Below are 24,066 nucleotides of genomic sequence, written 5' to 3' on the forward strand. Positions count from 1 at the left end.
TGATCGTATTATCTGTTTTTATTGAATTTTACTAAAGCAAAGATATTGAGAAACACAATTCCAAGATAACCTAAAAACACAATCCAATTTTGTTTATACAAAGATAAATAATACTCGAACCTCTTCTTTCTCTCCTGTTCCAAGATATAATCTTTATTAGCTTCAAAATAACCACATGTAATTGGGACAATTTTTACACTTATTTGATTCTTAGGCTTTGGTATTCTCAAAACAAAAAAGTTGTTTTTATATTGCATAAACAATGTTTCTTTTTCAGCAAAGAAGATATCCAAAATTTCAATATAAACTTCATATTTCATCTTAGCGCCAAAACAAACTTGAATTCCATTTATTGTATCATTTGTACGATTTAATTCTTTTAAATCAAATTGAAGTTTATTTAACTTTTTTCTTTCTAAATCCAAGGAATTATTAAAATTAAAAACTTTATAATTCCTTTTATAAGCCATAAACATCCTTGTCTCAGTAGAGTCACTAGGAACATTAATATCAATACATCGCTCATCTTTAAAAGCATCAACTTTATAAAAATGATAAAAACACAGTAAAGGAATAACAATCAAAGAAATCATTCCGGGAACATAATAAATCCTTCTTCTATTTTCCCGTTTCCTTATCATAACCGTGCATTCAGTTTTATATTAAAGACTCTTGAAGTCATAAAATTCGGGATCGCATATTGGTTTTTAGAATAAACATCGCGAACCCAAGTATTCGTAATCGCATTTTGATTGTTGAAAATATTAAAAATCTCTAATCCAACAGATAACTCTTTAAAATTTTTAAGCCAGCCTGTTTTAGCATTCTGAGTACTGCTGTCAACAAAAACTTTAGCAAAACCAATATCAGCTCTTCTGTAATCATTTAATCTGTTTTGATACAAATAAGGATCAGAATAAGCTGGTGCGCCTCCAGGCAAACCAGTATTATACACTAAATTAAGATACACTTTTACACTTGGAATATTTGGCATATAATCCTGAAACATCATTGCAAATTTCAAACGCTGATCTGTCGGACGTGCGATATAACCTTTGTTTTCGTAATTCTCTTCGGTTTTCAAATATCCAAAACTAACCCAAGACTCCGTTCCTGGCACAAATTCTCCATTCAATCTAAAATCCAAACCTTGTGCATATGCTTTTGCATTATTATTGGCAACATATCGAATTCGAACATTATCTATCGAATACACATTTACGTCTGAAAGTGACTTATAATAAACTTCTGTAACCCATTTAAAAGGGCGATTCCACATTTTAAAATTGTAATCGTTGCTCAAAACGACATGAACTGCTTCCTGCGCTTTTACATTCGGATTCACTACTCCATTCAAATCCCGGAGTTCTCGATAAAAAGGCGGCTGATGATACAATCCTCCAGAAATTCTGAAAACCATATCCATATCCCAATCTGGTTTTATCGCAAATTGCGCTCGCGGACTCAACACAAACTGATTTTTTCCCTCAACCGCAGCGCCTGAAACATTCCAACTTTGAAAACGAGCACCTACATGAAACCAAACCTGATTAGAACCAATTTCTGACTGTTTATTCCATTGTGTATAACCACAAAATCTATTTATAGTATTAAAATTTGTCGCTCGAACGTTTTGATAAGGCAAAAGCGGGCCTTCATAAGGCGTATAAGGCTGATTATTTTTTGGCAGCATAACTAAAGGCGGATTTACCGAAAACCCAGATGAATCAATTACCTCCCACTCCACAACTCGATCTCGAATTGATTCTCTTGTATATTTTAAACCAAATTCAAGCTGACTTTCTTTCCAGTCTTTCGAACCCTTAATTTCAATATTTGCAATTAAAGCATCCAAATCATTTCTAGCGTGATTCAACTGCGATCCAATTCCTCGAGTAAAATCAACCGCTGTCTCGTTTGTTCCATCCTCTGCTGCCGCATTTCCTAAACGATATTGCGCCAAAATATCAAAATGCTCTTTTTCTGTCGTATGAAATAATGATCCAATTAATTTTAAAGTAAGAGATGGAGAAACTTTATAAGTTGTTTTTAAAGCTCCAAAATAAGTATCATATTGATCTTTTTCTTGACCTTCATAATACACATTAAGCGCCATTGGCTGATCGATAGTTCCAAATTTTGTTTCTCTGGTTAAGGGCTGATATAAATATTTATTCTGTGAAACATTTCCCAGAAAACTCATCTGCCATTTTTCAGAAATATCGTAATTTATGTTAGTTTGAAAATCAGCAAAAGTCGGCGTATAATTTGTCTTTGTATCTTGACTATTTACCAGTAAACTATTATTTCTGTAGCGAACTCCGGTTACTGCTGACCATTTTTTGTTTTTCGAAACGGCATCAACAGAAGCGCTTCCTCCTAAAAAACTAGCCTCTAAGGAAGCACCAAACCGAGTTGGCCTTCTATAAGTAATATCTAAAACTGATGATAATTTATCTCCAAACTTAGCTTGAAATCCACCTGCCGAAAAATCCACATTTTGAACCAAATCTGTATTGGTAAAACTCAATCCTTCCTGTTGCCCTGACCGAATTAAAAACGGACGATAAACTTCGACTTCATTAACGTAAACTAAATTCTCATCATAATTACCGCCTCGTACTGCATATTGTGTACTAAGTTCATTATTTGAATTTACGCCCGGAAGTGTTTTTAAGATATTTTCTACACCTGCATTTGCACCGGGAACTTTTTTTATTGCTGTTACATCAATTGTTGCAATTCCCTGAACACGTTTTCTATTTTTGGAAGACACAAAAACTTCTCCCATCTGTTCTTCAGAATTACTCATTACGGGATTAAAAACAAAAAACTCATTTGGCTTTAAATTCACCGTTAAGCTTATCATTTTTAAAGAAATATGGGTAAAAATTATCGAAACTTTTTTATTTGAAACTACATCAATTTCAAAAAAACCATTGACATCAGACTGTGTACTATTTTTACCTGATGTGATATTTACATTAGAAACAATATTATTTTCATCGTCGACAATAATGCCCTTAACATGACCGTTTTGAGCAAACAAAGCACATGTGAAAAACAGAAAAAACAAGGCGAATATGAACCTATTATTATACAACTATTTGGGTTTTATTTTTGTTGACTTCTAAGGAAACGTGTTTCAAAGATAGAAGAATTCCCTACATTATCAATTACTTCAATTTTTAAATCATTTGCTCCTTCAAGCAGTAATTGAGGATCAAAAGTGTGAGTAATCTTTTTGTTTTTATTTTCATATTCAAACAAAACCCATTTTCCGTTCAAATAGCCGTTATAGGATTTAATTCCTGACGAAGAATCGCTGATAATAAACTCGATTTTTTTCTGATCGCTGATCCATTTATCCTGAACCGGCTTTGTAATTTTAATAACGGGTTTTATAGTATCTAATACTAAACCATATTGTCCTAATACTTTTGATTTTGCTGTATAAACATCTCCCTTTCTAACCGTACCGTTGTAACTGCTGCTTGCTCCGCTTATTCTTCCAATAAAAACTTTGTCGCGCAAGGCTTCAGAATAAGTATTATCCTTGATGGTTATAGTAAAATTAGAATGCACAGGAACGGTATCATCATGAATATAAATTCGATTATTTTTAACATCAAAATTTAGATTAAAGTCATCGTAAAATGTTCCTGCTGGAAAGAAAACAGACATATTATCTTTTTCGAAATTAGAATCTTTATTGTATTTAACAAAATACTTAGATGTACTCGCTTCTGCCGGCACCAAAGGAACAGCTGAATCATATTCGATTGGAACTGTGATTGAATTTAGATTCCCATAATAATCTGAAACTTCAATTCTATAAGTTGACGCCAAATTAGGTTCTGCCGTAATTATCCCTCTAGATGCATCCGTTTTTATAATGCTTAACGCAAAAGGTGTTTTCATGAAAAGCTTCTGAACACGCTGACTTGTTTTTTTGTATCGCGAATAATCAATAAATGCATTGATGTAACGCATTTCATCAAATGAATAGGTATTAAATTGATAGTTGTAATTTTGATTTCCATTTAAAAATGTCGAAACATTAAAAACGCCATTTTTATTAAAAGAAACATCATCAGTATCAACAGCATTAATTCCAAAACCAATTTTTCCATTCGTTTTTACTTTTCCTGCAAGATAGGTTCCGTCTTTTTGAAGTGTCATGTTTAACAACACAGGCTGTTTGGACTGATTAACTGAGGCATTGTCTAATGGATAAACATACAAACTTGACAAAGTTGGTTTCTTTGTGTCTTTAATATTTTTATCAAACCCAAAGAAAATTGGATTAATTACAAACTCCGTTTTTGTATCTCTAATTTCAAAATGCAAATGCGGTCCTTCAGATGAACCTGTATTTCCAGAAAGTGCAATTAACTGTCCTTTTGTAACCGGAAGATCACCTGGTTTCGGAAATAATTCAATTTCATAAGCCTTTTCAGCATAGTGCGCTTTGGTTACAAAATCTTGAATCGCTCCTTTAGTGGTTTGCAAATGCCCATAAACAGAAGTATACCCGTTTGGATGCGTGATGTAAATACATTTTCCGTTTCCAAACGTCGAAATCTTAATTCTCGACACATAACCATCGGCAATTGCATAGACATTGAGTCCTTCTCTCTGATTGGTTTTCAAATCAAAACCTGCATGAAAATGATTTGGTCTTAATTCTCCAAAATTACCCGAAAGCTGCATCGGAATATCTAATGGCGGACGAAAATAATCTTTAGGATATTGTGTTTGGGCAAAAATAAAGTGGCCGCACAAAAGGGCAAATACAGAAAATCTCATAAAATAACATTTTTGCTAAGATAAAAAATTAACAGGGAAAAACCGAAGATACAGCCACAAAAACACAATTGATTGAAATTCATTTATTTGTCTATTTTTAATGCAAAAAAATCGATAAAAAATTGCATTAATAAAAAGGAATATTAACTTTGTATGATTAAGTAATGAATAGGATGTATAATGAGTGTAATTGCCGAAATAATTGATACTCTTGAATATAAAATCGAAAAGCTGTTTGAGAAATCAAAAAGCTTGGAAAAGAATAATCAGGTATTACAATTAGAATTAGCCAAAGCTGCGCAAATTATTCGAAAACAATCTGAGGAGATTGAAGCTTTGAAGAAGCAGTATGACACACTTAAGATAGCCAATTCGTTGCTTGGCAGCGACGACAACAAGAGAGAGACAAAGCTTAAAATAAATTCATTAATTCGCGAAATTGATTACTGTATAGCACAACTATCAGATTAGATAACATGGACGGAAAGCTTAAAATCAAAATATCAATTGCAGACCGAGTTTACCCATTAACGGTAGATCCAGCTCAAGAAGAAGGACTTAGAAGTGCTTCAAAAAAAATTGATGCCATGATTAAGCAGTTCGAAGAAAGTTACGCAGTTCGCGACAAACAAGATGTATTAGCCATGTGCGCACTGCAATTTGCATCGCAAGTGGAACAAAAACAAATTGATAACGCAATCGATGGCGAGCAAACTATCGAAAGAATTAAAAAATTAAATTTGCTTTTAGATCAATATCTCGAAAACTAAACGTTCTTTACAGAAACTAAGATACTGCCTACATTAGTTCACAATTGGTAAACTCAACACTAACAATTTAGAATGAGCAAATCATCACTACTATAGTATGCCCTCCTTTGGCTGGGAAACTTGAACAGTGAGTTAGCTCAAAACTTGTCTTTACGAGTTTATTCAAGCAATTAATGTAGGCTTTTTTTATATATAAACCTTAACAAACATGGACATCATAACGATCATTATTGGTATAGTAGGTATTGCAGCAGGTTTTGCAATAGCTAAATTTATCGAGAAAAGTAATATTTCAAACCTAATAAAAAACGCAAAAAAAGAGGCAGCTTCGATTTTAAAAGACGCTAATTTAGAAGCCGAAAATATTAAAAAAGATAAAATTCTTCAAGCAAAAGAGCGTTTTATCGAATTAAAATCAGAACACGAACAAGTTATTTTAGCACGAGATAAAAAAGTTGCTGAAGTAGAAAAAAGAGTACGTGATAAAGAATCTCAAGTTTCTAATGAGCTTTCAAAAGCTAAAAAAGTAAATGACGATTTTGAATCTAAAACAGCTGAATACAACAATAAAATTGAAGTTTTAGACAAAAAACAAGCTGAAGTTGACAAGTTACACAAAAGTCAATTACAGCAGCTTGAAGTTATCTCTGGACTTTCTGCAGAAGAAGCTAAAGAACAATTAGTTGAAGGCTTAAAAGCAGAAGCTAAAAGCAAAGCAATGTCTCATATTCAAGACACAATTGAAGAGGCTAAACTTACTGCACAACAAGAAGCTAAAAAAATCATCATCAATACAATTCAAAGAGTTGGAACAGAAGAAGCTGTTGAAAATTGCGTTTCTGTATTCAACATCGAATCTGACGATGTAAAAGGTAGAATCATTGGTCGTGAAGGTCGTAACATTAGAGCTCTTGAAGCTGCAACTGGAGTTGAAATTATCGTTGATGATACACCAGAAGCAATCATTCTTTCTTGTTTTGATCCAGTTCGTAGAGAAATTGCTCGTTTGTCATTGCACAAATTGGTAACTGACGGACGTATTCACCCAGCTAGAATCGAAGAAGTTGTTGCAAAAACAGCTAAACAAATCGACGACGAAATTATCGAAGTTGGTAAACGTACCGTTATTGACTTAGGAATTCACGGATTACACCCGGAATTAATTAAAGTTGTTGGTAGAATGAAATACCGTTCATCTTACGGACAAAATTTATTACAACACTCAAGAGAAGTTTCGAAACTTTGCGGTATCATGGCAGCCGAATTAGGCTTGAATGTCAAATTAGCTAAAAGAGCTGGTTTACTACACGATATTGGTAAAGTTCCAGATACAGAAAGTGATTTGCCTCACGCACTATTAGGTATGCAATGGGCTGAGAAATACGGAGAAAAAGAAGAAGTATGCAACGCTATTGGTGCTCACCACGACGAGATCGAAATGAAATCATTATTATCGCCAATTGTTCAGGTTTGTGATGCTATATCAGGAGCAAGACCAGGAGCAAGACGTCAGGTTTTAGATTCATACATTCAGCGTTTGAAAGATCTTGAAGAAGTAGCTTACGGATTCAGCGGTGTAAAAAATGCTTACGCAATTCAAGCTGGTAGAGAACTTCGTGTTATCGTTGAAAGTGAAAAAGTTTCTGATGACAATGCGGCAAACTTATCATTTGAAATCTCACAAAAAATTCAAACTGAAATGACTTACCCAGGTCAAGTTAAAGTAACTGTAATTAGAGAAACAAGAGCTGTAAATATTGCAAAATAACAGCCAATCCATACATAAAAACAAAAAAGGCAGTTCTTTACGAGCTGCCTTTTTTAATTCTATCTAACTACGAAGCTTTTAAAGATCATTAAACGTGATTTTAAAACTCGTTCCTACTCCTACTTCACTTTCTACAGAAACTGTTCCTTTCATAGCCTCTATTTGGTTTCTGGTAATATACAAACCTATTCCGCGCGCCTCTTCATGTTTATGAAATGTTTTATACATTCCAAACAACAAATCGCCGTACACCTTCAAATCAATTCCTAAACCATTATCAGTAATCTTCAATGATTTATGTCCATCTGTTTCCAAACCATAATCAAAAACAATAACTGGATCTCTGTCAGGATGCGCATACTTTATGGCATTAGTTGTAAAATTCAACAAAACACTTTCTAAATAAGCGGGATTAAAATTTATTATCAAGTACTCCGGCACATTATTTATAATTGTGACTTTTTTCTGTTTGCTGTGCCCTTTTATTGTCGAAATAGTTTTCTCTATATACTCAAAAAGCTTTAACGGCCCAACTGTGATATTAATATTGCTTTGCGTTTTTACAATCTGACTTAAATTTGAAATCGTTTCATTTAAATCATTAGAAACCGTACGCAAATGTTCCAGCATTTCGGTAACCGTTTCCTTGTCGCCATCTGCATCAATAAAATCCAAAATTGACTTAATATTCCCTGCCTGAGTATTTAAATTATGCGATACAATATGTGAAAAATTCAGCAGTCGGCTATTTTGATCGCTGTACAATTTCATTGTTTTCAAGAGCTCAAGCTCCTTTTCTTTCTGCAATGAAATATCAGTATGCGTTCCTATAACACGCAATGGCTTTCCATTTTCATCACGCTTGATAACTTTACCACGATCTAAAATCCATTTATAATTACCGCTGGAAGTCATTACACGATGATAGTTTTCGTAGTAAGGTATTTTGTTTTCAAAATGCTCCTTGATGTCCGAATAATATTTTGGAAGATCATCAGGATGTACAATTTTATCCCAACGCTCCGGATCGTCAAAAATATCAGTTGATTCTAATTCTAAGATTTTTAATGATAATGACGAATAAAAAACATTATTAGTCATCATATCCCAATCCCAAATTCCAACCGTAGAAGCATCTAGAGCAAACTGAAAACGCTCTTCAGAAATACGAAGTTTTTCTTCTTTATCTTTAAGTTCAGTTATATCTGAAACATGTCCAAAAAAGCTTACTTTATCACCATCAGACAATTCAGTTTTAGCTGAAACTCTAAACCATCGAAGTCCTTTTTTAGGCAAAACTGCTCTAAACTCAATCTCCCAAGGCTTAATTTCTTTTCGCGCCTTAACCAAACTTTGAAAAAACATATCACGATCTTGCGGCAAGATTCTTTCGTAGATAATCAGTTTTATATCATCTGTAAATTTATCTATCGCAAGTTCAAAAATTTCATCAACAGATCTGCTTACAAGAGGAAATGAATACTGATTATCTGCATCTATCACAAACTGAAAAATCAAGTCCGGCACTTCTGCAAGCAGTTTTTTGTAAAAATTATTAACTTCTAAGCAATCTTCACTATTAAAAAAATCAAAAACCATACGCCGTCATTTTAAGTAAATAATTACTTTATCAAAATCAAATTCAAAAGTCTTATTATTGCTTTTTATACTTTCTTTTTAACATTAAATCAAACACAATATATTAATTTTTGCTTAAAAACACAGGTTTCACGTAAAAAAAATTATTTTCTCGGATGGAATGAATGCATCACTTCTTTCAAGAAACTTCGATCGAGATGTACATAAATTTCAGTTGTGGTAATAGATTCATGTCCCAGCATTAATTGAATCGACCTTAAATCGGCGCCGTTTTCTAATAAATGTGTCGCAAAAGAATGACGTAATGTATGCGGACTAATTGTTTTACTTAGTTTAATTTTTACAGCCAGATCTTTTATTATTGTAAAAATCATAGCACGAGTAAGCTGATTACCTCGGCGATTTAAAAACAAGGTATCTTCAAAACCCTTTTTAATATTTAGATGCACCCGAATTTCATTTTGATAAATCTCTATGTATTTTCTAGTTACCTTTCCTATCGGAACAAAACGCTCTTTATTTCCTTTCCCTGTAATCTTCACAAAACCTTCATCAAAAAACAAATCAGATATTTTGAGCGAAACCAACTCCGAAACCCGAAGTCCGCAACCGTATAAAGTTTCCAGCATAGCACGGTTTCGTTCCCCTTCGTTACTGCTCAAATCTATTGCAGCAATTAAAGCATCAATTTCTTCCACAGACAATGTATCGGGTAGTTTTCTGCCGGTTTTAGGACTCTCAATTAACTCTAAAGGACTATCGTTTCTATAATCTTCAAAAACCAAATAATTAAAAAAGCTTTTCAAACCAGAAATAATTCTAGATTGAGATCTAGGGTTTACTTCCTTAGATACTGAGTAAATAAACTGCTGAATTGTTTCATCAGTAATTTTTAGAGGTGAAACGTCAATTTGATTGGTTTCTAAAAAAAGGCACAAACGTTCTATATCAAAACTATAATTCTCGATTGTATTTTTAGACAATCCTCTTTCTATACGCAAATACGATTGGTAGTCTTTTATGTAATTATTCCATTTCATACTTTACAAAGTAAAACATTTTTGAGCACAAAAAAACCTTCCTGAAATTTAGGAAGGTTTTATACAAAATATCGTTTTAAGATATTAGAATTTATAAGCTAAAGTCAATGCCAAAACACTGTTCTTTGGACTATCATAAAGCTCTTCCCAAGTTTCAGCATTATAATCTCCGATATTTGACAAACCTACGGTATAACGAAGCCCTACAGAAACATTCTCCGTAAAATTATATCCAGCTCCAAAATTAAATCCTGTATCTACTGATTTGTATGCGTCTTTAACATCAGTCCCATTACTTTTCGCAGATACTAAAAACCCAAGTTGAGGCCCTCCCTCAACAGTAAACTGTTTGGTAATATAAAATTTAGCCAAAACAGGAACATTAATATAATTCAATTTTCTATCAACATTCAGATCATCAAGTTTAGCTCCCTGCGTAGAGAACAAAACCTCAGGCTGAATCGACAACCTCTCTATAACTTTAATTTCGGCAAAGCCACCAACTTGAAAACCTACCAAGGACTTAGAGTCATAGTAATTTCCACCTGCAAAACTTGTAAGGTTAAGACCTCCTTTAACTCCAAATCTTGTTTTTTGCGCATTCGCAAATCCAAATACCATTACTGCTATAGCAGCTAAAATAATTCTTTTCATTACAATTTGTTTTTACGTTATATAGTTCAAATATAAAAATATTCTTCATAATTCTACGCTAGGAATTTAACAAATAAAATAGTAATAAGAGATTAACCACCTAATTTAAAAGCATTTGATTTCACAACACGACCATTATATGCACAAAAAAAGCCCTCCTCAAAAGAGGAAGGCCTTTCAAAACTAACTAAATATTTTATTTAGAATTTATAGATTACTCCAAATCTAACATCTCTTAAGTCAGTACCAAAACCAAAATTGTTGCTTTTGTCAGCACCATGACCACCATTGTTGTTTACGCTGTATTCTAAACCTGCCCAGCTTGCTTCAATAGCAAAATGATTAGACAAGAAATAACTTAAACCTAAACCTACATTTGCACCAACTTGATTTGTTTTGAAATCTCCAGCTTTACTGTTTGTAAAATCAAGACCAGCTTGACCAAAAACTGAGAACTGAGAAGCAGGAGTAAAATAATATCTACCAAAAGCTCCAGCTGTAAATGAATTCGTTTTGTCATCACCAACCTTATCAGAGCCAAAACCTAATTTTGCTCCAATAGCAATGTTTTCAGATACAAAGTAACCTACTTTTGGTTCAATCTCAAAACCGCTGGTTTTTACATCACCAGTTTTTGTAGAACCTACAGTTAAAGCTCCAGAAATAAAAGCATCTCCTTTAGCAAACCCTCCAGTTTGTGCATTAGCAAATGCAAAACCTAATACTGCAATAGCAGTAAAAATAACCTTTTTCATAATTTATTTTTTTAATTATGGGATACGAAATTAAGATTATACTTACAGAAAAAGATCCTCAATAAGTCATTTAAATATCAAAATAAGACAGAATTAGACTACAAATAAATAACTGACTTTCAAACAATTAGAAGAAAACACAAGGAAAAAAGCCGATTAAACACAAAAAAAAGTGTGAATTTTAATAATTTTATAAAGCCTGATATAAAGCAATAAATTGAAAATAATGTAGTTTTGACTTAATAAATAACATTTAAACACGAAACCCCTAAAAACATTTTTATGAAAAAAATACTTTTAGCAGCTGTATTGTTCTTAGCAACATCAGCAACCATTCAAGCACAATTATTACAAATTGGAGTAAAAGCCGGAGTTAACTTTGCAAGCCAAACTGGAGATGCAAGCCTAAACGGAGTAGCGTTTGACAAAGAAGGTATTACAAGCTACCATGCTGGTCTTGTTGCTGAAGTTAAATTATTAGAAAAATTCTCTATTCAACCTGAGCTTTTATACTCAACTCAAGGTGCAACATATAAAAATGCAGTTAAAGAATTTAAAAACGAACTTGGATACCTAGCTATTCCAGTAATGGCAAAATTCTACTTAACTAAATCAGTTAGTTTAGAACTTGGACCTCAAGCTTCATTCTTATTAAGTAACAAAAAAGAGTTTGACGCAGAAGACCCAAAAACTTTTGATTTTGCCGTTAATGCTGGATTAGGTCTAAAAGTAACTAAAAGTATCTTTGTTCAAGCTCGTTACGGATTAGGACTAACAGAAGTTTCAACAAAAGCTGATGTAAAAAACTCAACAGTTCAACTTTCAGCTGGATTCATGTTCTAAAAAGAATATCACATAGTTTTACAAAAACCGTTCAATTAATTAGAACGGTTTTTTTATTTTTACACTTTAGTGAAATGTTTTCAGTTAAAACGTAAAGTGAACTCACATCACTTATAATTAAAATCAAATTCTTTATGAAAATCTGCATTATCAACGGACCAAATTTAAATCTTTTAGGAAAGAGAGAACCTGAAGTTTACGGAAGCCAAACTTTTGAAGATTATTTTGAAACGTTGAAACAAAAATTTCCAAATGTTGAACTTTCTTATTACCAAAGCAATATCGAAGGGGAATTGATTGGTAAAATTCAAGAATGCGGTTTTACTTTTGATGGAATTATTTTAAATGCAGGAGCATACACTCACACTTCTATAGGTATAGGCGATGCAATGAAAGCGGTTACAACGCCAGTAATCGAAGTACATATTTCAAACACGTATGCCCGCGAAAGCTTCAGACATCAGTCTTATTTGTCTGGAAATGCAAAAGGTGTAATTTTAGGTTTTGGTCTAAAAAGTTACGATCTCGCAATTCAATTTTTCTTGTAAGTCTTTTTTTAACAATTTTTTAATAAGCTCGTTTTTAACTTATTCTACTTTTGTGAGAGAAACCACTCTCATGAAAAACTTTACTGTATTCGCCTTTTTAATTTTTTCAATTTCCAATTTTGCCCAAATCAAAGGGACAATAACTGATCTAAAAGGAAATCCTTTGCCTTTTGTTTCTGTTTTTGAAGAAAACACTTATACCAGTACCACTTCAAATGAGCAGGGAAAATACCAGCTTAATGTAAAAGAAATTGGTAAAAATAAAATCACCTTTCAATATTTAGGTTTTAAAACCCAAAAACAAACCGTTGCTTCTGATTCTAAAAGCTTGATTTTAGATGTAAAAATGGAAGAAGAAAATTTTGAACTTAATGAGGTTGTAATTAATTCAAGAGACAACCCTGCAAATGCTATTATAAAAAATGCTATTGCTAACAAAAAAAGTAATTCTGAAAAAACAGCTCGTTATACCGCTGATTTTTATTCGAAAGGAATGTTTAAAATAAAAGATCTTCCAAAGAAAATAATGGGGATGAAAGTCGATATCGGCGACGAAATGGCTTCAAATTTAGACTCGACCGGAACAGGTATTTTATATTTATCAGAAACTATATCTAAGATTTCTTTTGAGAAACCAGAAAAACTAAAAGAGAAAATCATTGCCTCTAAAATTTCTGGAAACAATAACGGATTCAGTTATAATACCGCGACTTTATCTACTTATGATTTCTATGATAACACATTAGAATTCAACATTAATCTTATCTCTCCTATCGCCAATAATGCATTCAATTACTACAAATACAAACTTGAAGGAACGTTTTTTGATGATAACAATCAGCAGATTAACAAAATAAAGGTAACACCAAAACGTGATAAAGAACCAGTTTTTGAAGGTTACATCTATATAGTTGATGATAGTTTTGCAATTTATGCTGTAGACTTAGACATAAAAGGCTACAGAATGAAAAACGAATTTACTGAAGTAATGAATCTAAAACAGAGTTTCAGTTATAATGTCAAAAATAAAATTTGGTCAAAAAACGCGCAAACTCTTTCTTTTAATGCTGGTGCTTTTGGCGTAAAGTTCTCTGGAAAGTTCAATTACGTTTATTCGAATTATGAATTTCCTGCTTCTTTTGAAAAGAAAACTTTTGGAAATGAAATTGTAGCTTTTGAAGCTGATGCAAATAAAAAAGATGATGCTTTTTGGAATCAAATACGTCCAATTCCTTTGACGATTGAAGAAAATAATGATTATATTAAAAAAGACAGTTTACAAACCATCAGAAAGTCTCAAAAATACACTGATTCAATCGACGCTAAAAACAATAAGTTTAAAATATTTGATGTTTTAATGGGTTATGATTATAAAAATACGTTCAAGAAATACTCTTTTGAATATAAAGGCTTATTGAATTTAAGTTCTTTAAGTTTTAATACCGTTCAAGGTTTTAATCTCGATTCTGGATTTTCTTTTAAAAAATGGAATGAAGAAAAAGGAACTTCAACTTCTATAAGTACAACCTTTAATTATGGTTTTTCTGACGAACGTTTTCGTGTTACAGGTCAATTCAGTCATCGTTTTAACAACATAAACCATGCTGCAATCTGGGCTTCTGGAGGAACAAAAACGGCACAATTTAATAGTGCTGAACCTATTAGTAATTTTGTCAATTCAATAAGCTCCTTGTTTTTCAAAGACAATTACATGAAATTGTACAACTTAGAATTTGCACAAATTAATTATGGTCAGGATATTGCTAACGGAATAAATTTAAACGCAAAGATTGGATACGAACAGCGAAAACCTCTTTTTAATACTACTGATTATTCTTTCTTTAAAAGAGATGATATTTACACGTCAAATAATCCACTGGCACCAAACGATTTTATAACTCCTGCATTTGATCAGCATCATTTATTTAAAACGGCTTTGACTGCACGGATTAATTTTGGAAACAAATACATTTCGAGACCTGACGGACGATACAACATTAAAAATGAAAAATATCCAACTGTATTTTTAGCTTTTGAAAAGGCATTTGCGGCGAGCGAGAAAAAATATGAATTTGAAAGAATCGGCGCTTCTGTTCAATATGATCTTTCTTTAAACAACAAAGGAGTTTTAGGAATGAACTTTAGAGCAGGTAAATTTTTCAATGCCGAAAATATCTCTTTTATAGATTACAGACATTTTAACGGAAATCGAACGCATATTGGAACAAGCGACCGCTATTTGAATGTTTTTAATTTAATGCCCTATTACACTAACAGCACAAATGACAGTTATTTTGAAATGCACTTAGAGCACAATGACATGGGCTTTGTAACCAATAAAATTCCGTTGATTAATTTATTAAAATCAACTATGAATCTAGGATTTCATACTCTGGCGATTCCTGATAGAAAACCTTACACTGAGTTTACCGTTGGTTTAGATAACCTAGGTTTCGGAAAATTCAAGATATTCAGAGTAGATTATGTACATTCCTACCAAGGAGGAATTCAGCAAAACGGAGTTGTTTTCGGGCTGAAGATTTTGAATGTGTTGGATTAAAAAAGTTGCTAAGATACTAAGGTTCTAAGATGCTAAGTTTTTTTCTCAGCACCTTAGAACCTTAGCTCCTTTTAATCTAAAAATCAATGATAATCATCTGGTTCGATGTGAATCAAAACATTTCCTAATTGAGGGATTTTTTCTTTTAAGGTATCTTGTAATTTATGGGATAAATCGTGACCTTCTTTAACTGATATTTTTGCTGATACGATGGCATGAAGATCGACATGATATTTCATTCCCGCTTTACGAATAAAGCATTTTTCGGTTCCTAAGATTCCAACAACGGTTAATGATTTTATTCTGATTTCTTCAACTAAATCATCATTTAGATTCTCATCCATGATTTCACCTAATGCTGGCCTAAAAATTTTATAACTGTTGTAAAGTATAAAAAATGCAGCAAAAAGTGCCGCCCAATCATCTGCAGATTCGTAACCTTTTCCCATAAATAGCGCAATCGAAATCCCAATAAATGCTGCTACAGAAGTAATGGCGTCACTGCGATGATGCCAAGCATCTGCCGCCAAAGAGGAACTATTTGTTTGTTTACTGCGTTTCATTACTAATCGAAACGAATATTCTTTCCAGATAATAATGGCTCCCAAAACATACAAAGTCCATGATTTAGGCAAGGCATGCGGCGTTTGAATATTGGCAATACTTTCGTAACCAATAATAGTTGCTGATGTAATTAAAAACCCAACAACCAAAAATGTAATTAAAGGTTCGGCACGACCATGACCGTATGGATGATTTTCATCTGCAGGTTTATTAGAATACTTAATTCCGAATAAAACCAGACAAGACGAAAATATATCGGTTGTCGATTCGATCGCATCTGCAATCAAGGCATATGAATTGCCAAAAAAACCTGCGAGACCTTTTATAAGGGCCAGGCAGGTATTTCCAACTATACTAAAGATAGTAGCTTTTACAGCTTTTTGTTCATTTGTCATTTAACGACATTTATTTTTTTCTGCCACGAATTACACGAAGACTAACAGTGTGTCTTATTTCACTAATTAGAAAAAACTAAATTCGTGTAATTAAATTCCAAAAATTAAAAATTTGTGCAATTTGTGGCTAACTTTTATTTACGCTCTCACGATTTTTGCTCCAATTGCTCTCAAACGCTCGTCGATACGCTCGTATCCACGATCAATTTGTTCGATATTTTGAATTGTACTTGTTCCTTTTGCAGAAAGAGCTGCTATCAACAATGAAATTCCTGCACGAATATCAGGAGACGACATTGTTGTTGCTTTTAATTGAGATTCAAAATTATGTCCCATAACCACAGCTCTGTGCGGATCACATAACATAATTTTTGCTCCCATATCGATTAATTTATCTACGAAAAACAAACGGCTTTCGAACATTTTTTGATGAATTAAAACATCGCCTTTTGCTTGTGTTGCCACAACTAAAACGATACTTAACAAGTCAGGTGTAAATCCTGGCCAAGGTGCATCGGCAATTGTTAAGATTGAACCATCGATATCCGTTTTTACTTCATATCCATCTTTATGAGCAGGAATATAAATATCATCATTGCGTTTTTCGATTGTAATTCCAAGTTTTCTGAATGTATTTGGAATCAAACCTAAATTTTCCCAGCTTACATTTTTAATCGTGATTTCGCTTTTTGTCATAGCCGCAAGACCAATCCAAGAACCAATTTCGATCATATCTGGTAAAATTCTATGCTCGCATCCGCCAAGACTTTCAACACCTTCGATAGTCAATAAATTAGAACCAACTCCAGTAATTTTAGCTCCCATCGAATTCAACATTTTACACAATTGCTGTAAATATGGTTCGCATGCCGCGTTGTAAACTGTAGTTGTTCCTTTAGCTAAAACTGCAGCCATTACAATATTTGCAGTTCCTGTTACAGACGCTTCGTCTAATAACATATCTGTTCCTGTAAGACCTTCTGGAGCTTCTACTCCGTAAAAATGGTCTTCTCTGTTATATCTAAATTTTGCTCCAAGATTGATAAACCCTTCAAAGTGTGTATCTAATCTACGACGACCAATTTTATCTCCTCCTGGTTTAGGAATATATCCTTTTCCGAAACGAGCTAAAAGAGGCCCAACAATCATAATAGAACCACGTAAAGCTCCGCCTTCTTTTTTGAAAGCTTCTGTTTCTAAATACCCAACATTAACCTCATCAGCTTGAAAAGTGATTGATCCCGGTTCGTTACGTTGAATTTTCACCCCTAAATTACCCAACAACGTGATTAATTTATTGATGTCTATAATATCAGGAATGTTATTAATTTTTACTTTCTCTCCTGTTAGAAGCACGGCACATAAAATTTGTAACGCCTCATTCTTTGCTCCTTGTGGAGTGATTTCTCCTTTTAAAGGAGTTCCTCCTTCGATTTTAAAAATTCCCATAGATTTCTTTTAGGTTCTCAGGTTCTAAGATTCTGAGGTTCTAAGCTAAAAATTTTAGCCTCTTAGTCCCTTAGCATCGTAGCCCCTTTTTTATTTCTGATTATTATTTTTTTGAAAGGTCTTTTGTTTACCTCCTTTATTGTTTTTGTTGTTTTGAATTTTTGGCTGTCCGGCTGGTGTAATCTTATTTGAAACACGCTTATTAGTACGCATCAAATCTGTTGTGTTCAACAATTCTTCAGTACTGTGAAGCAGGTTTATTTTTCCTCCCGACAATTCATACAAGTGCTCAAAAATTACATCATCTTTTACGGTGTCTTTGTTCCAGCTCAAAAATGATTTTTTCATGTGGTTGGCAATTACCATAACCAATGCATTTTTCATTTCGCCTTCCTCCCATTTATTGGCCACATCAATCATATATTTGATGTTGTTTCCATAAAATCTGTATTTAGGAAAGTTCTGCGGATATTGCAAAACATCTGGTTTTAACTGCAATACATCTCTTGATGGAATTGGATACGGAGATTCTACATTCAATTTAAAATCAGACATAATAAAAAGCTGATCCCATAATTTATGCTGAAAATCCGGCACATCACGCAAATGAGGATTTAAGCTTCCCATAACCTGAATGATATATTTCGCTGCTTTGTTGCGCGTTTCATCATCTTCAATTGCAGTAGCCTGATCAATCAATTTTTGTAAATGACGACCATATTCTGGAATAATTAATCGTTGTCTTTCAGAATTGTATTCTAAATTAAAAACAACATCATTCGCGACTTCTTTTTTATATTTTTCGTTCATAAGTTATAATGAAACTATACCTTCTATTGTAGAGACTTCTTTGTATTTAACAATTACAGCATCAGAACTGTGCATGGTAACATCTACAGAAACACTGGTAAACTTACCCGTTTTAGATTTTGTTGTTTTAATAACAGCGCCCATATCATCAAAAGCTTTTTCGACACGCTCAACATTGTCTGCTACAGTTGGCACAATAAATTTATACAAATATTCTGCCGGCCAAGTATTTGCGTTATCAAGTTCTACTTTTAATCTTTCGTAAAATTCGGCTGTTTTTTTTTCTTTATCGTTCTCCATTTGTAATTAAAAATAAACGCAAATATACGATTTTTGAATTTAGAATTTTGAGTTTAAATTTTAGATTTTTTCTATTGAAAAGATAACTGTTTTTTTGCCAGGAATTTCAAGAATTTATACTAGTTATGCTGCCGTAAATTTCTTTATTAAATTTCAAAACTTTTTGATTTCTTTTAAAATTTAAATTGGCAAAATTCATAGCAAACCTTTATATTTGGAATACTTTGCAACTCTGCTCTCGATAACTATCGGGATTGCAAAATTAAAACAAATTACAATGAAAAAACTCTTTTTACTCTTTATCGCTTTTACAATAAACTCGATTCAAGCACAAGAAGTCAAAACCTTAACTTATTTTCAAAATGACACGCTTAAATTGGACTTAGATTTGTATCTGCCAAAGAAAAAAGCAAATGAAAAAACTCCTGTAATTCTGTTTGCATTTGGCGGCGGATTTTCTGGCGGCGAACGCACAAGTGAAAAAGACTTTGGAATGTTTATGGCTAAAAACGGCTACGCAGTTGCCAGCATTTCATACAATTTATATATGAAAGGAAAAGATTTTGGATGCAAAGGAATTTTAACCGAAAAAATAAGAGCAATTCAAATTGGTGTCAGCGATATGTGGCAGGCAACTTCTTATTTAATTGAAAATGCCGACAAATATAATCTTGATACTTCAAAAATCTTTATTTCTGGAATTAGTGCTGGTGCCGAAATTGGTTTTCATGCTTCGTTTTGGGATTATAAATTGATGAATTTATACAAACGTAATTTGCCTGAAAATTTTAAATATGCAGGTTTCATTGGTGGTTCAGGCGCAATTCAAGATATTAATTTAATTACCAAAGAAAAAACGATTCCGATGTTATTGGCACACGGAAGCAATGACGATACGGTTCCATACAACGCAGGTTCGCACCGTTCGTGTCCAACAAATGCTTCGGGCTGGCTGATTTTGTTTGGATCTTACGCCGTTTACAATCATATGCAGGATTTACATAAAGACATTGAACTGATTACTTTTTGCGGCGGCGGACATGAATTCTCGGGTTACCTTTTTCATGAAGGACAGCAATATGTTTTAGATTTTGTGAATGATGTTTTGAAAGGCAAAAGATTTGAATCGCATTTGATTGTTCCTTCTAAAAAAGACGTGAATACTGGTAAATATTTATTCTGCGAATAAATACTTTGACCAAACCAAAATATTAAAAATATTACACACCTTTAAACTGGACTGAAGTCCAGCCCTACAATATTTGTTGAGCCTTTGGCTCTTTCTCTAATTCAGTTCCACAGGAACAAACTATATTGTAGAGCTGAACTTCAGTCCAATTCACCGCAAAATTCATAAAACACAAACCTCTTTTGATTCAGTTCCGCAGGAACAAACCATATTGTAGAGCTGGACTTCAGTCCAGTTCACCTCAAAATTCATAAAACACAAACCTCTTTTGATTCAATTCCGCAGGAACAAACTATATTGTAGAGCTGGACTTCAGTCCAGTTTACCGTAATATTTCGCGAATCAACAAATACACGAACAACCAACCATTTCCGTCAAAAATGCCAAATCTTTCGCTTCGCGTAAATATTCTTTTTAATTACGAATAAGTTTAGGTAAATTTGCGCTTTATTTTTAGAATAGTGCAAAAACAAATTATAGTCCTTATTGGAGGTCCTGGTACAGGAAAATCTACACTTATAAACGAATTAGTCGCTCGCGGCTATTGCTGTTATCCCGAAATTTCTAGAGAAGTTACACTCGAAGCTCAAAAAAGAGGTATCGAACAATTGTTCTTAGAACAGCCTTTATTATTCAGCGAAATGCTCTTGGAAGGACGTGTTAAACAATACGAAAATGCAAAAAAGGAGCCTGATACTGTAGTTTTTATTGATCGCGGAATTCCTGATGTTACAGCCTACATGGACTATATTGGTGATGAGTACCCTGAACATTTTGCAAAAGCTTGCGAAGATTATAAATATTCTAAAACTTTTATTTTACCGCCTTGGGAAGAAATTTATCAGAGCGACACTGAGCGTTATGAGAATTTTGAACAGGCACTAACAATTCAGAACCACTTAATCGAAACGTATAAAAAATACGGATATGATTTAATTGAAGTTCCTAAAGATACGGTTGAAAACAGAATTCTTTATATATTAGATAAAATTTAGCGGCGGGTTTAAAGTTGCAAAACTAGAAACTGATTTCTAAATTTTTAACTTTAACACTTTGGCCATGCAGGAAGCACAAGATATTCTTTTAAAATACTGGAAACACGAAAGTTTCAGACCGCTGCAAAAAGAAATTATTGATTCGGTTTTAGAAGGTCATGATACTTTTGCACTGCTGCCAACTGGAGGCGGAAAATCAATTTGTTTTCAGGTTCCAACTATGATGCGCGAAGGAATCTGCTTGGTTATTTCACCATTGATTGCTTTGACGAAAGACCAAGTAGCGAATCTTCAAAAAAGAGAAATTAAAGCAATTGCTCTTACTGGTGGAATTCATACGGAAGAAATTATCGACCTTCTGGACAATTGCCAGTTCGGAAATTACAAATTTCTTTATCTTTCGCCGGAGCGTTTACAATCAGACTGGATATTAGAACGTATCAAAAATCTTCCTATAAGTTTTATTGCCATTGATGAAGCGCATTGTGTTTCGCAATGGGGGCATGATTTTAGACCGGCTTATTTAAAAATTTCTGAGCTCAAAAAACACTTTCCTAAAATTCCTTTTTTGGCTCTGACTGCAACTGCAACTCCAAGAGTTGTTGAAGATATTAAAACTGAATTAGGATTAAAAGATACTAAACTATTTCAACAGTCTTTCGAAAGAAAGAATATCGCATACATGGTTTTTGAAGTTGAAGATAAACTGTATCGCGTTGAACAAATTTTAAAGAAAAATCCACAGCCTTCTATTATATATGTACGAAATAGAAAATCCTGTTTAAATATCTCAACACAATTACAATCGCTGGGTTTTAGAGCTACTTATTATCACGGAGGTCTTTCGACAAAAGAAAAAGATAAAAATATGCAGTTGTGGATGTCGGAACAAGCACAAGTTATTGTTGCCACAAATGCGTTTGGAATGGGAATTGACAAAGACAATGTAAAAACGGTCATTCATACACAATTGCCTGAAAATCTAGAAAACTATTATCAGGAATCTGGAAGAGCGGGACGAAATGGCGAAAAAGCCTTTTCGGTTTTATTATACAATAATTCAGATGCGAACCAAACTGAACAACAGTTTTTAAGTATTCTGCCTGACAAAAAATTCTTAAAAACAATGTATGTCAAGCTGTGCAACTATTTTCAAATAGCTTACGGCGAAGGCTTAGACGATACTTTCTCTTTTAAACTGAATCACTTTTGCAACAAATACGACTTCCCTACTTTAAAAACATATAATGCTTTACAGTTTTTAAATCAACAAGGAATCATTACAATGTCTCAGGAATTTTCAGAGAAGGTTACAATGCAGTTTTTAATTGAATCTAAAGAAGTTATTCGATACACAAGTTTGAATCAGAAAGACGAAGAAATTATTTTAGCCATTTTAAGAACTTACCCAGGAGTTCACGAAATGAAAACACCGATTAATCTTTCTTTGATTGCAAAAAAATCAAATCATACCGAAGAACAGGTTACTTCTCTTTTAGAAAAATTGAGAGAGAAAGAGATTATAGAGTACAAATCTAAAAACAATGATGCTACTATATTATTCAATGAAGTTCGCGAAGATGATCTAACTATAAATAGAGTTTCAAAGTATCTAGAAAAACAGAATCAGCTTAAACAAGAACAGCTTTCATCTGTTCTATATTATATAAAGGAGAGCAAAACCTGCAAAAACAGATTGGTTTTGGATTATTTTGGAGAAGAAACTAATTCGAATTGTGGAGTTTGCTCCTATTGCATTACGCAAAAAGGAAAAATCACGGAGGCCGATTCTATTGCTGACAAAATCTTGTCTTTATTAAAAACGGCATCTTTGAGTTCAAGAGAAATTCAAAATCAGATAAAACTAGATGCATCAGATATAATACTTGTTCTTCAAGAATTATTAGAAAACAATCATATCGTTATATTAGCGAACAATAAATACACTTTAAAATCATAATGGAAAAATTACGAATTATATTTATGGGAACGCCAGAATTTGCTGTTGGCATTCTGGATACTATTATAAAAAACAATTACGACGTTGTGGGCGTTATCACAGCTGCAGATAAACCGGCCGGTCGCGGACAAAAAATAAAATATTCGGCGGTAAAAGAATATGCATTGGCAAACAATCTTACTTTATTACAGCCAACTAATTTAAAAGATGAAAGTTTTTTAACCGAATTAAAAGCTTTAAATGCTAATTTACAAATAGTAGTTGCCTTTAGAATGCTGCCAAAAGTGGTTTGGGAAATGCCAAGTTTAGGAACTTTTAATCTTCATGCTTCTTTACTTCCAAATTATAGAGGTGCAGCACCTATTAACTGGGCAATTATTAATGGAGAAACCAAAACTGGAGTTACAACTTTCTTTATCGATGACAAGATTGATACTGGAGCAATGATTTTAAATTCGGAAATCGCCATTGAGCCAGAAGAAAATGCAGGACAATTGCACGATCGATTAATGTTACTGGGAAGCCAAACTGTAATTGACACTTTAAAAGTTATTGAAAACGGAAATGTTACCACAACAATTCAGGAAGACAATGACGAAATCAAAACGGCATATAAGCTAAATAAAGAGAATTGTAAAATTGACTGGACGAAATCTGGAGCTGAGATCAATAATTTAATTCGAGGATTAAGTCCTTATCCTGCTGCGTGGTGTTTTTTGAAGGATAAAAATGAAGAATTAAGCATTAAAATATATGAAGCTAAACTAGCTGTAGAAGCACATTCTTATGAAATTGGAAGTTTAATCAGCAGCAAAAAAGAAATCAAAATTGCAATTAAAGAAGGATTCATTCAGCTTTTGAGTTTACAATTACCCGGAAAAAAGCGAATGCAAGTAGCAGAATTATTAAACGGAATAACTTTTTCTGATAGTGCAAAGGTCTATTAACATCAGTAAAACAGGGGTTTGTACCTGTTTTTGATCGATAAACAACACCCTTTATGAACAAAAAAAGCAAGTTATCAACAATTATTGCTAAAATTAAAGAAAACACTTGCA

General features: G+C 33.1%; 21 protein-coding genes. 10 read left to right on the forward strand and 11 right to left on the reverse strand.

Going from position 1 to position 24,066, the window contains the following annotated elements; translation table 11 throughout:
• Positions 1-8: 8 nt before the first annotated feature.
• The 3 genes from ACHRV0_RS18815 to ACHRV0_RS18825 are packed head-to-tail and all read right to left on the reverse strand — an operon-like array spanning position 9 to position 4,809.
• On the reverse strand, positions 9-641 hold the full coding sequence (locus ACHRV0_RS18815; RefSeq protein WP_395442063.1) for a hypothetical protein: 633 nt from the start codon (positions 639-641) through the stop codon (positions 9-11).
• Complete coding sequence (locus ACHRV0_RS18820; RefSeq protein ID WP_395442064.1) at positions 638-3,103, reverse strand: TonB-dependent receptor plug domain-containing protein; 2,466 nt, start codon at positions 3,101-3,103, stop codon at positions 638-640. Before ACHRV0_RS18820 ends, ACHRV0_RS18815 begins: the two co-directional genes overlap by 4 nt.
• A gap of 11 nt (positions 3,104-3,114) precedes the next feature.
• The gene (locus ACHRV0_RS18825; RefSeq protein WP_395442066.1) at positions 3,115-4,809 is read right to left on the reverse strand and encodes a M23 family metallopeptidase; all 1,695 of its coding nucleotides are present in this window, start codon (positions 4,807-4,809) and stop codon (positions 3,115-3,117) included.
• A gap of 180 nt (positions 4,810-4,989) precedes the next feature.
• On the opposite strand from ACHRV0_RS18825, the gene ACHRV0_RS18830 reads away from it, so the two are divergent.
• The 3 genes from ACHRV0_RS18830 to rny all read left to right on the forward strand — a co-directional run bounded on the left by ACHRV0_RS18830 (position 4,990) and on the right by rny (position 7,347).
• On the forward strand, positions 4,990-5,280 hold the full coding sequence (locus tag ACHRV0_RS18830) for a hypothetical protein (protein ID WP_089054145.1): 291 nt from the start codon (positions 4,990-4,992) through the stop codon (positions 5,278-5,280).
• Between the two features lie 5 nt (positions 5,281-5,285).
• Entirely contained in the window at positions 5,286-5,579 is a 294-nt protein-coding gene (locus ACHRV0_RS18835; protein WP_089058357.1) for a cell division protein ZapA, read from the forward strand.
• A gap of 208 nt (positions 5,580-5,787) precedes the next feature.
• Entirely contained in the window at positions 5,788-7,347 is a 1,560-nt protein-coding gene (rny, locus tag ACHRV0_RS18840) for a ribonuclease Y (protein WP_089054143.1), read from the forward strand.
• A 78-nt stretch (positions 7,348-7,425) separates the two neighbouring features.
• Here rny and ACHRV0_RS18845 read toward each other — a convergent pair whose 3' ends face one another.
• The 4 genes from ACHRV0_RS18845 to ACHRV0_RS18860 form a co-directional block, all read right to left on the reverse strand.
• A complete protein-coding gene (locus ACHRV0_RS18845; protein ID WP_395442068.1) occupies positions 7,426-8,946 on the reverse strand; it encodes a PAS domain-containing protein in 1,521 nt (506 codons plus the stop codon).
• A 143-nt stretch (positions 8,947-9,089) separates the two neighbouring features.
• Entirely contained in the window at positions 9,090-9,986 is an 897-nt protein-coding gene (gene xerD / locus ACHRV0_RS18850; protein WP_089054141.1) for a site-specific tyrosine recombinase XerD, read from the reverse strand.
• Between the two features lie 84 nt (positions 9,987-10,070).
• The gene (locus tag ACHRV0_RS18855) at positions 10,071-10,640 is read right to left on the reverse strand and encodes a porin family protein (protein WP_395442070.1); all 570 of its coding nucleotides are present in this window, start codon (positions 10,638-10,640) and stop codon (positions 10,071-10,073) included.
• A 200-nt stretch (positions 10,641-10,840) separates the two neighbouring features.
• On the reverse strand, positions 10,841-11,395 hold the full coding sequence (locus tag ACHRV0_RS18860; RefSeq protein WP_129023570.1) for an outer membrane beta-barrel protein: 555 nt from the start codon (positions 11,393-11,395) through the stop codon (positions 10,841-10,843).
• A 282-nt stretch (positions 11,396-11,677) separates the two neighbouring features.
• Here ACHRV0_RS18860 and ACHRV0_RS18865 point away from each other — a divergent pair, with 282 nt between their 5' ends.
• The 3 genes from ACHRV0_RS18865 to ACHRV0_RS18875 all read left to right on the forward strand — a co-directional run bounded on the left by ACHRV0_RS18865 (position 11,678) and on the right by ACHRV0_RS18875 (position 15,346).
• Positions 11,678-12,238 carry a porin family protein gene (locus ACHRV0_RS18865; protein WP_089058362.1) on the forward strand — a complete coding sequence of 187 codons (561 nt, stop codon included), beginning with the start codon at positions 11,678-11,680 and terminating at the stop codon, positions 12,236-12,238.
• A gap of 134 nt (positions 12,239-12,372) precedes the next feature.
• Positions 12,373-12,786 carry a type II 3-dehydroquinate dehydratase gene (aroQ, locus tag ACHRV0_RS18870; RefSeq protein WP_395442072.1) on the forward strand — a complete coding sequence of 138 codons (414 nt, stop codon included), beginning with the start codon at positions 12,373-12,375 and terminating at the stop codon, positions 12,784-12,786.
• A gap of 70 nt (positions 12,787-12,856) precedes the next feature.
• A complete protein-coding gene (locus ACHRV0_RS18875) occupies positions 12,857-15,346 on the forward strand; it encodes a DUF5686 and carboxypeptidase regulatory-like domain-containing protein (protein WP_395442074.1) in 2,490 nt (829 codons plus the stop codon).
• Positions 15,347-15,429: 83 nt separating this feature from the next.
• Here the strand turns inward: ACHRV0_RS18875 and ACHRV0_RS18880 are convergent, their stop codons facing one another.
• The 4 genes from ACHRV0_RS18880 to ACHRV0_RS18895 all read right to left on the reverse strand — a co-directional run bounded on the left by ACHRV0_RS18880 (position 15,430) and on the right by ACHRV0_RS18895 (position 18,864).
• Entirely contained in the window at positions 15,430-16,305 is an 876-nt protein-coding gene (locus ACHRV0_RS18880; protein ID WP_129023573.1) for a cation diffusion facilitator family transporter, read from the reverse strand.
• A 138-nt stretch (positions 16,306-16,443) separates the two neighbouring features.
• Complete coding sequence (gene murA, locus ACHRV0_RS18885) at positions 16,444-17,754, reverse strand: UDP-N-acetylglucosamine 1-carboxyvinyltransferase (RefSeq protein WP_089054134.1); 1,311 nt, start codon at positions 17,752-17,754, stop codon at positions 16,444-16,446.
• A 90-nt stretch (positions 17,755-17,844) separates the two neighbouring features.
• Positions 17,845-18,564: a DUF4290 domain-containing protein gene (locus ACHRV0_RS18890; protein ID WP_089058366.1), complete on the reverse strand. Its 720-nt coding sequence runs from the start codon at positions 18,562-18,564 to the stop codon at positions 17,845-17,847.
• A gap of 3 nt (positions 18,565-18,567) precedes the next feature.
• Positions 18,568-18,864, reverse strand: coding sequence for a DUF493 family protein (locus ACHRV0_RS18895; RefSeq protein WP_129023575.1), 297 nt, complete (start codon positions 18,862-18,864; stop codon positions 18,568-18,570).
• Positions 18,865-19,141: 277 nt separating this feature from the next.
• Here ACHRV0_RS18895 and ACHRV0_RS18900 point away from each other — a divergent pair, with 277 nt between their 5' ends.
• The 4 genes from ACHRV0_RS18900 (at position 19,142) to fmt (ending at position 23,955) form a co-directional block, all read left to right on the forward strand.
• Complete coding sequence (locus ACHRV0_RS18900; protein ID WP_395442077.1) at positions 19,142-20,053, forward strand: alpha/beta hydrolase family protein; 912 nt, start codon at positions 19,142-19,144, stop codon at positions 20,051-20,053.
• Between the two features lie 461 nt (positions 20,054-20,514).
• Complete coding sequence (locus ACHRV0_RS18905; RefSeq protein ID WP_089054129.1) at positions 20,515-21,048, forward strand: AAA family ATPase; 534 nt, start codon at positions 20,515-20,517, stop codon at positions 21,046-21,048.
• 64 nt (positions 21,049-21,112) lie between these two features.
• The gene (locus tag ACHRV0_RS18910; protein WP_395442078.1) at positions 21,113-23,008 is read left to right on the forward strand and encodes an ATP-dependent DNA helicase RecQ; all 1,896 of its coding nucleotides are present in this window, start codon (positions 21,113-21,115) and stop codon (positions 23,006-23,008) included.
• A complete protein-coding gene (gene fmt / locus ACHRV0_RS18915; RefSeq protein ID WP_089054127.1) occupies positions 23,008-23,955 on the forward strand; it encodes a methionyl-tRNA formyltransferase in 948 nt (315 codons plus the stop codon). Before ACHRV0_RS18910 ends, fmt begins: the two co-directional genes overlap by 1 nt.
• The last annotated feature ends 111 nt before the right edge of the window (positions 23,956-24,066 follow it).

The organism is Flavobacterium sp. FlaQc-30, assembly GCF_044005885.1.
Classification (GTDB): Bacteria; Bacteroidota; Bacteroidia; order Flavobacteriales; family Flavobacteriaceae; genus Flavobacterium.

Coding starts and splice junctions, on each gene's coding strand:
- ACHRV0_RS18815 (WP_395442063.1), bottom strand. CDS start 641: ATGATAAGGAAACGGGAAAATAGAAGAAGGATTTATTATGTTCCCGGA.
- ACHRV0_RS18825 (WP_395442066.1), bottom strand. CDS start 4,809: ATGAGATTTTCTGTATTTGCCCTTTTGTGCGGCCACTTTATTTTTGCC.
- ACHRV0_RS18830 (WP_089054145.1), top strand. CDS start 4,990: ATGAGTGTAATTGCCGAAATAATTGATACTCTTGAATATAAAATCGAA.
- ACHRV0_RS18835 (WP_089058357.1), top strand. CDS start 5,286: ATGGACGGAAAGCTTAAAATCAAAATATCAATTGCAGACCGAGTTTAC.
- rny (WP_089054143.1), top strand. CDS start 5,788: ATGGACATCATAACGATCATTATTGGTATAGTAGGTATTGCAGCAGGT.
- ACHRV0_RS18845 (WP_395442068.1), bottom strand. CDS start 8,946: ATGGTTTTTGATTTTTTTAATAGTGAAGATTGCTTAGAAGTTAATAAT.
- xerD (WP_089054141.1), bottom strand. CDS start 9,986: ATGAAATGGAATAATTACATAAAAGACTACCAATCGTATTTGCGTATA.
- ACHRV0_RS18855 (WP_395442070.1), bottom strand. CDS start 10,640: ATGAAAAGAATTATTTTAGCTGCTATAGCAGTAATGGTATTTGGATTT.
- ACHRV0_RS18860 (WP_129023570.1), bottom strand. CDS start 11,395: ATGAAAAAGGTTATTTTTACTGCTATTGCAGTATTAGGTTTTGCATTT.
- ACHRV0_RS18865 (WP_089058362.1), top strand. CDS start 11,678: ATGAAAAAAATACTTTTAGCAGCTGTATTGTTCTTAGCAACATCAGCA.
- aroQ (WP_395442072.1), top strand. CDS start 12,373: ATGAAAATCTGCATTATCAACGGACCAAATTTAAATCTTTTAGGAAAG.
- ACHRV0_RS18875 (WP_395442074.1), top strand. CDS start 12,857: ATGAAAAACTTTACTGTATTCGCCTTTTTAATTTTTTCAATTTCCAAT.
- ACHRV0_RS18880 (WP_129023573.1), bottom strand. CDS start 16,305: ATGACAAATGAACAAAAAGCTGTAAAAGCTACTATCTTTAGTATAGTT.
- murA (WP_089054134.1), bottom strand. CDS start 17,754: ATGGGAATTTTTAAAATCGAAGGAGGAACTCCTTTAAAAGGAGAAATC.
- ACHRV0_RS18890 (WP_089058366.1), bottom strand. CDS start 18,564: ATGAACGAAAAATATAAAAAAGAAGTCGCGAATGATGTTGTTTTTAAT.
- ACHRV0_RS18895 (WP_129023575.1), bottom strand. CDS start 18,864: ATGGAGAACGATAAAGAAAAAAAAACAGCCGAATTTTACGAAAGATTA.
- ACHRV0_RS18900 (WP_395442077.1), top strand. CDS start 19,142: ATGAAAAAACTCTTTTTACTCTTTATCGCTTTTACAATAAACTCGATT.
- ACHRV0_RS18910 (WP_395442078.1), top strand. CDS start 21,113: ATGCAGGAAGCACAAGATATTCTTTTAAAATACTGGAAACACGAAAGT.
- fmt (WP_089054127.1), top strand. CDS start 23,008: ATGGAAAAATTACGAATTATATTTATGGGAACGCCAGAATTTGCTGTT.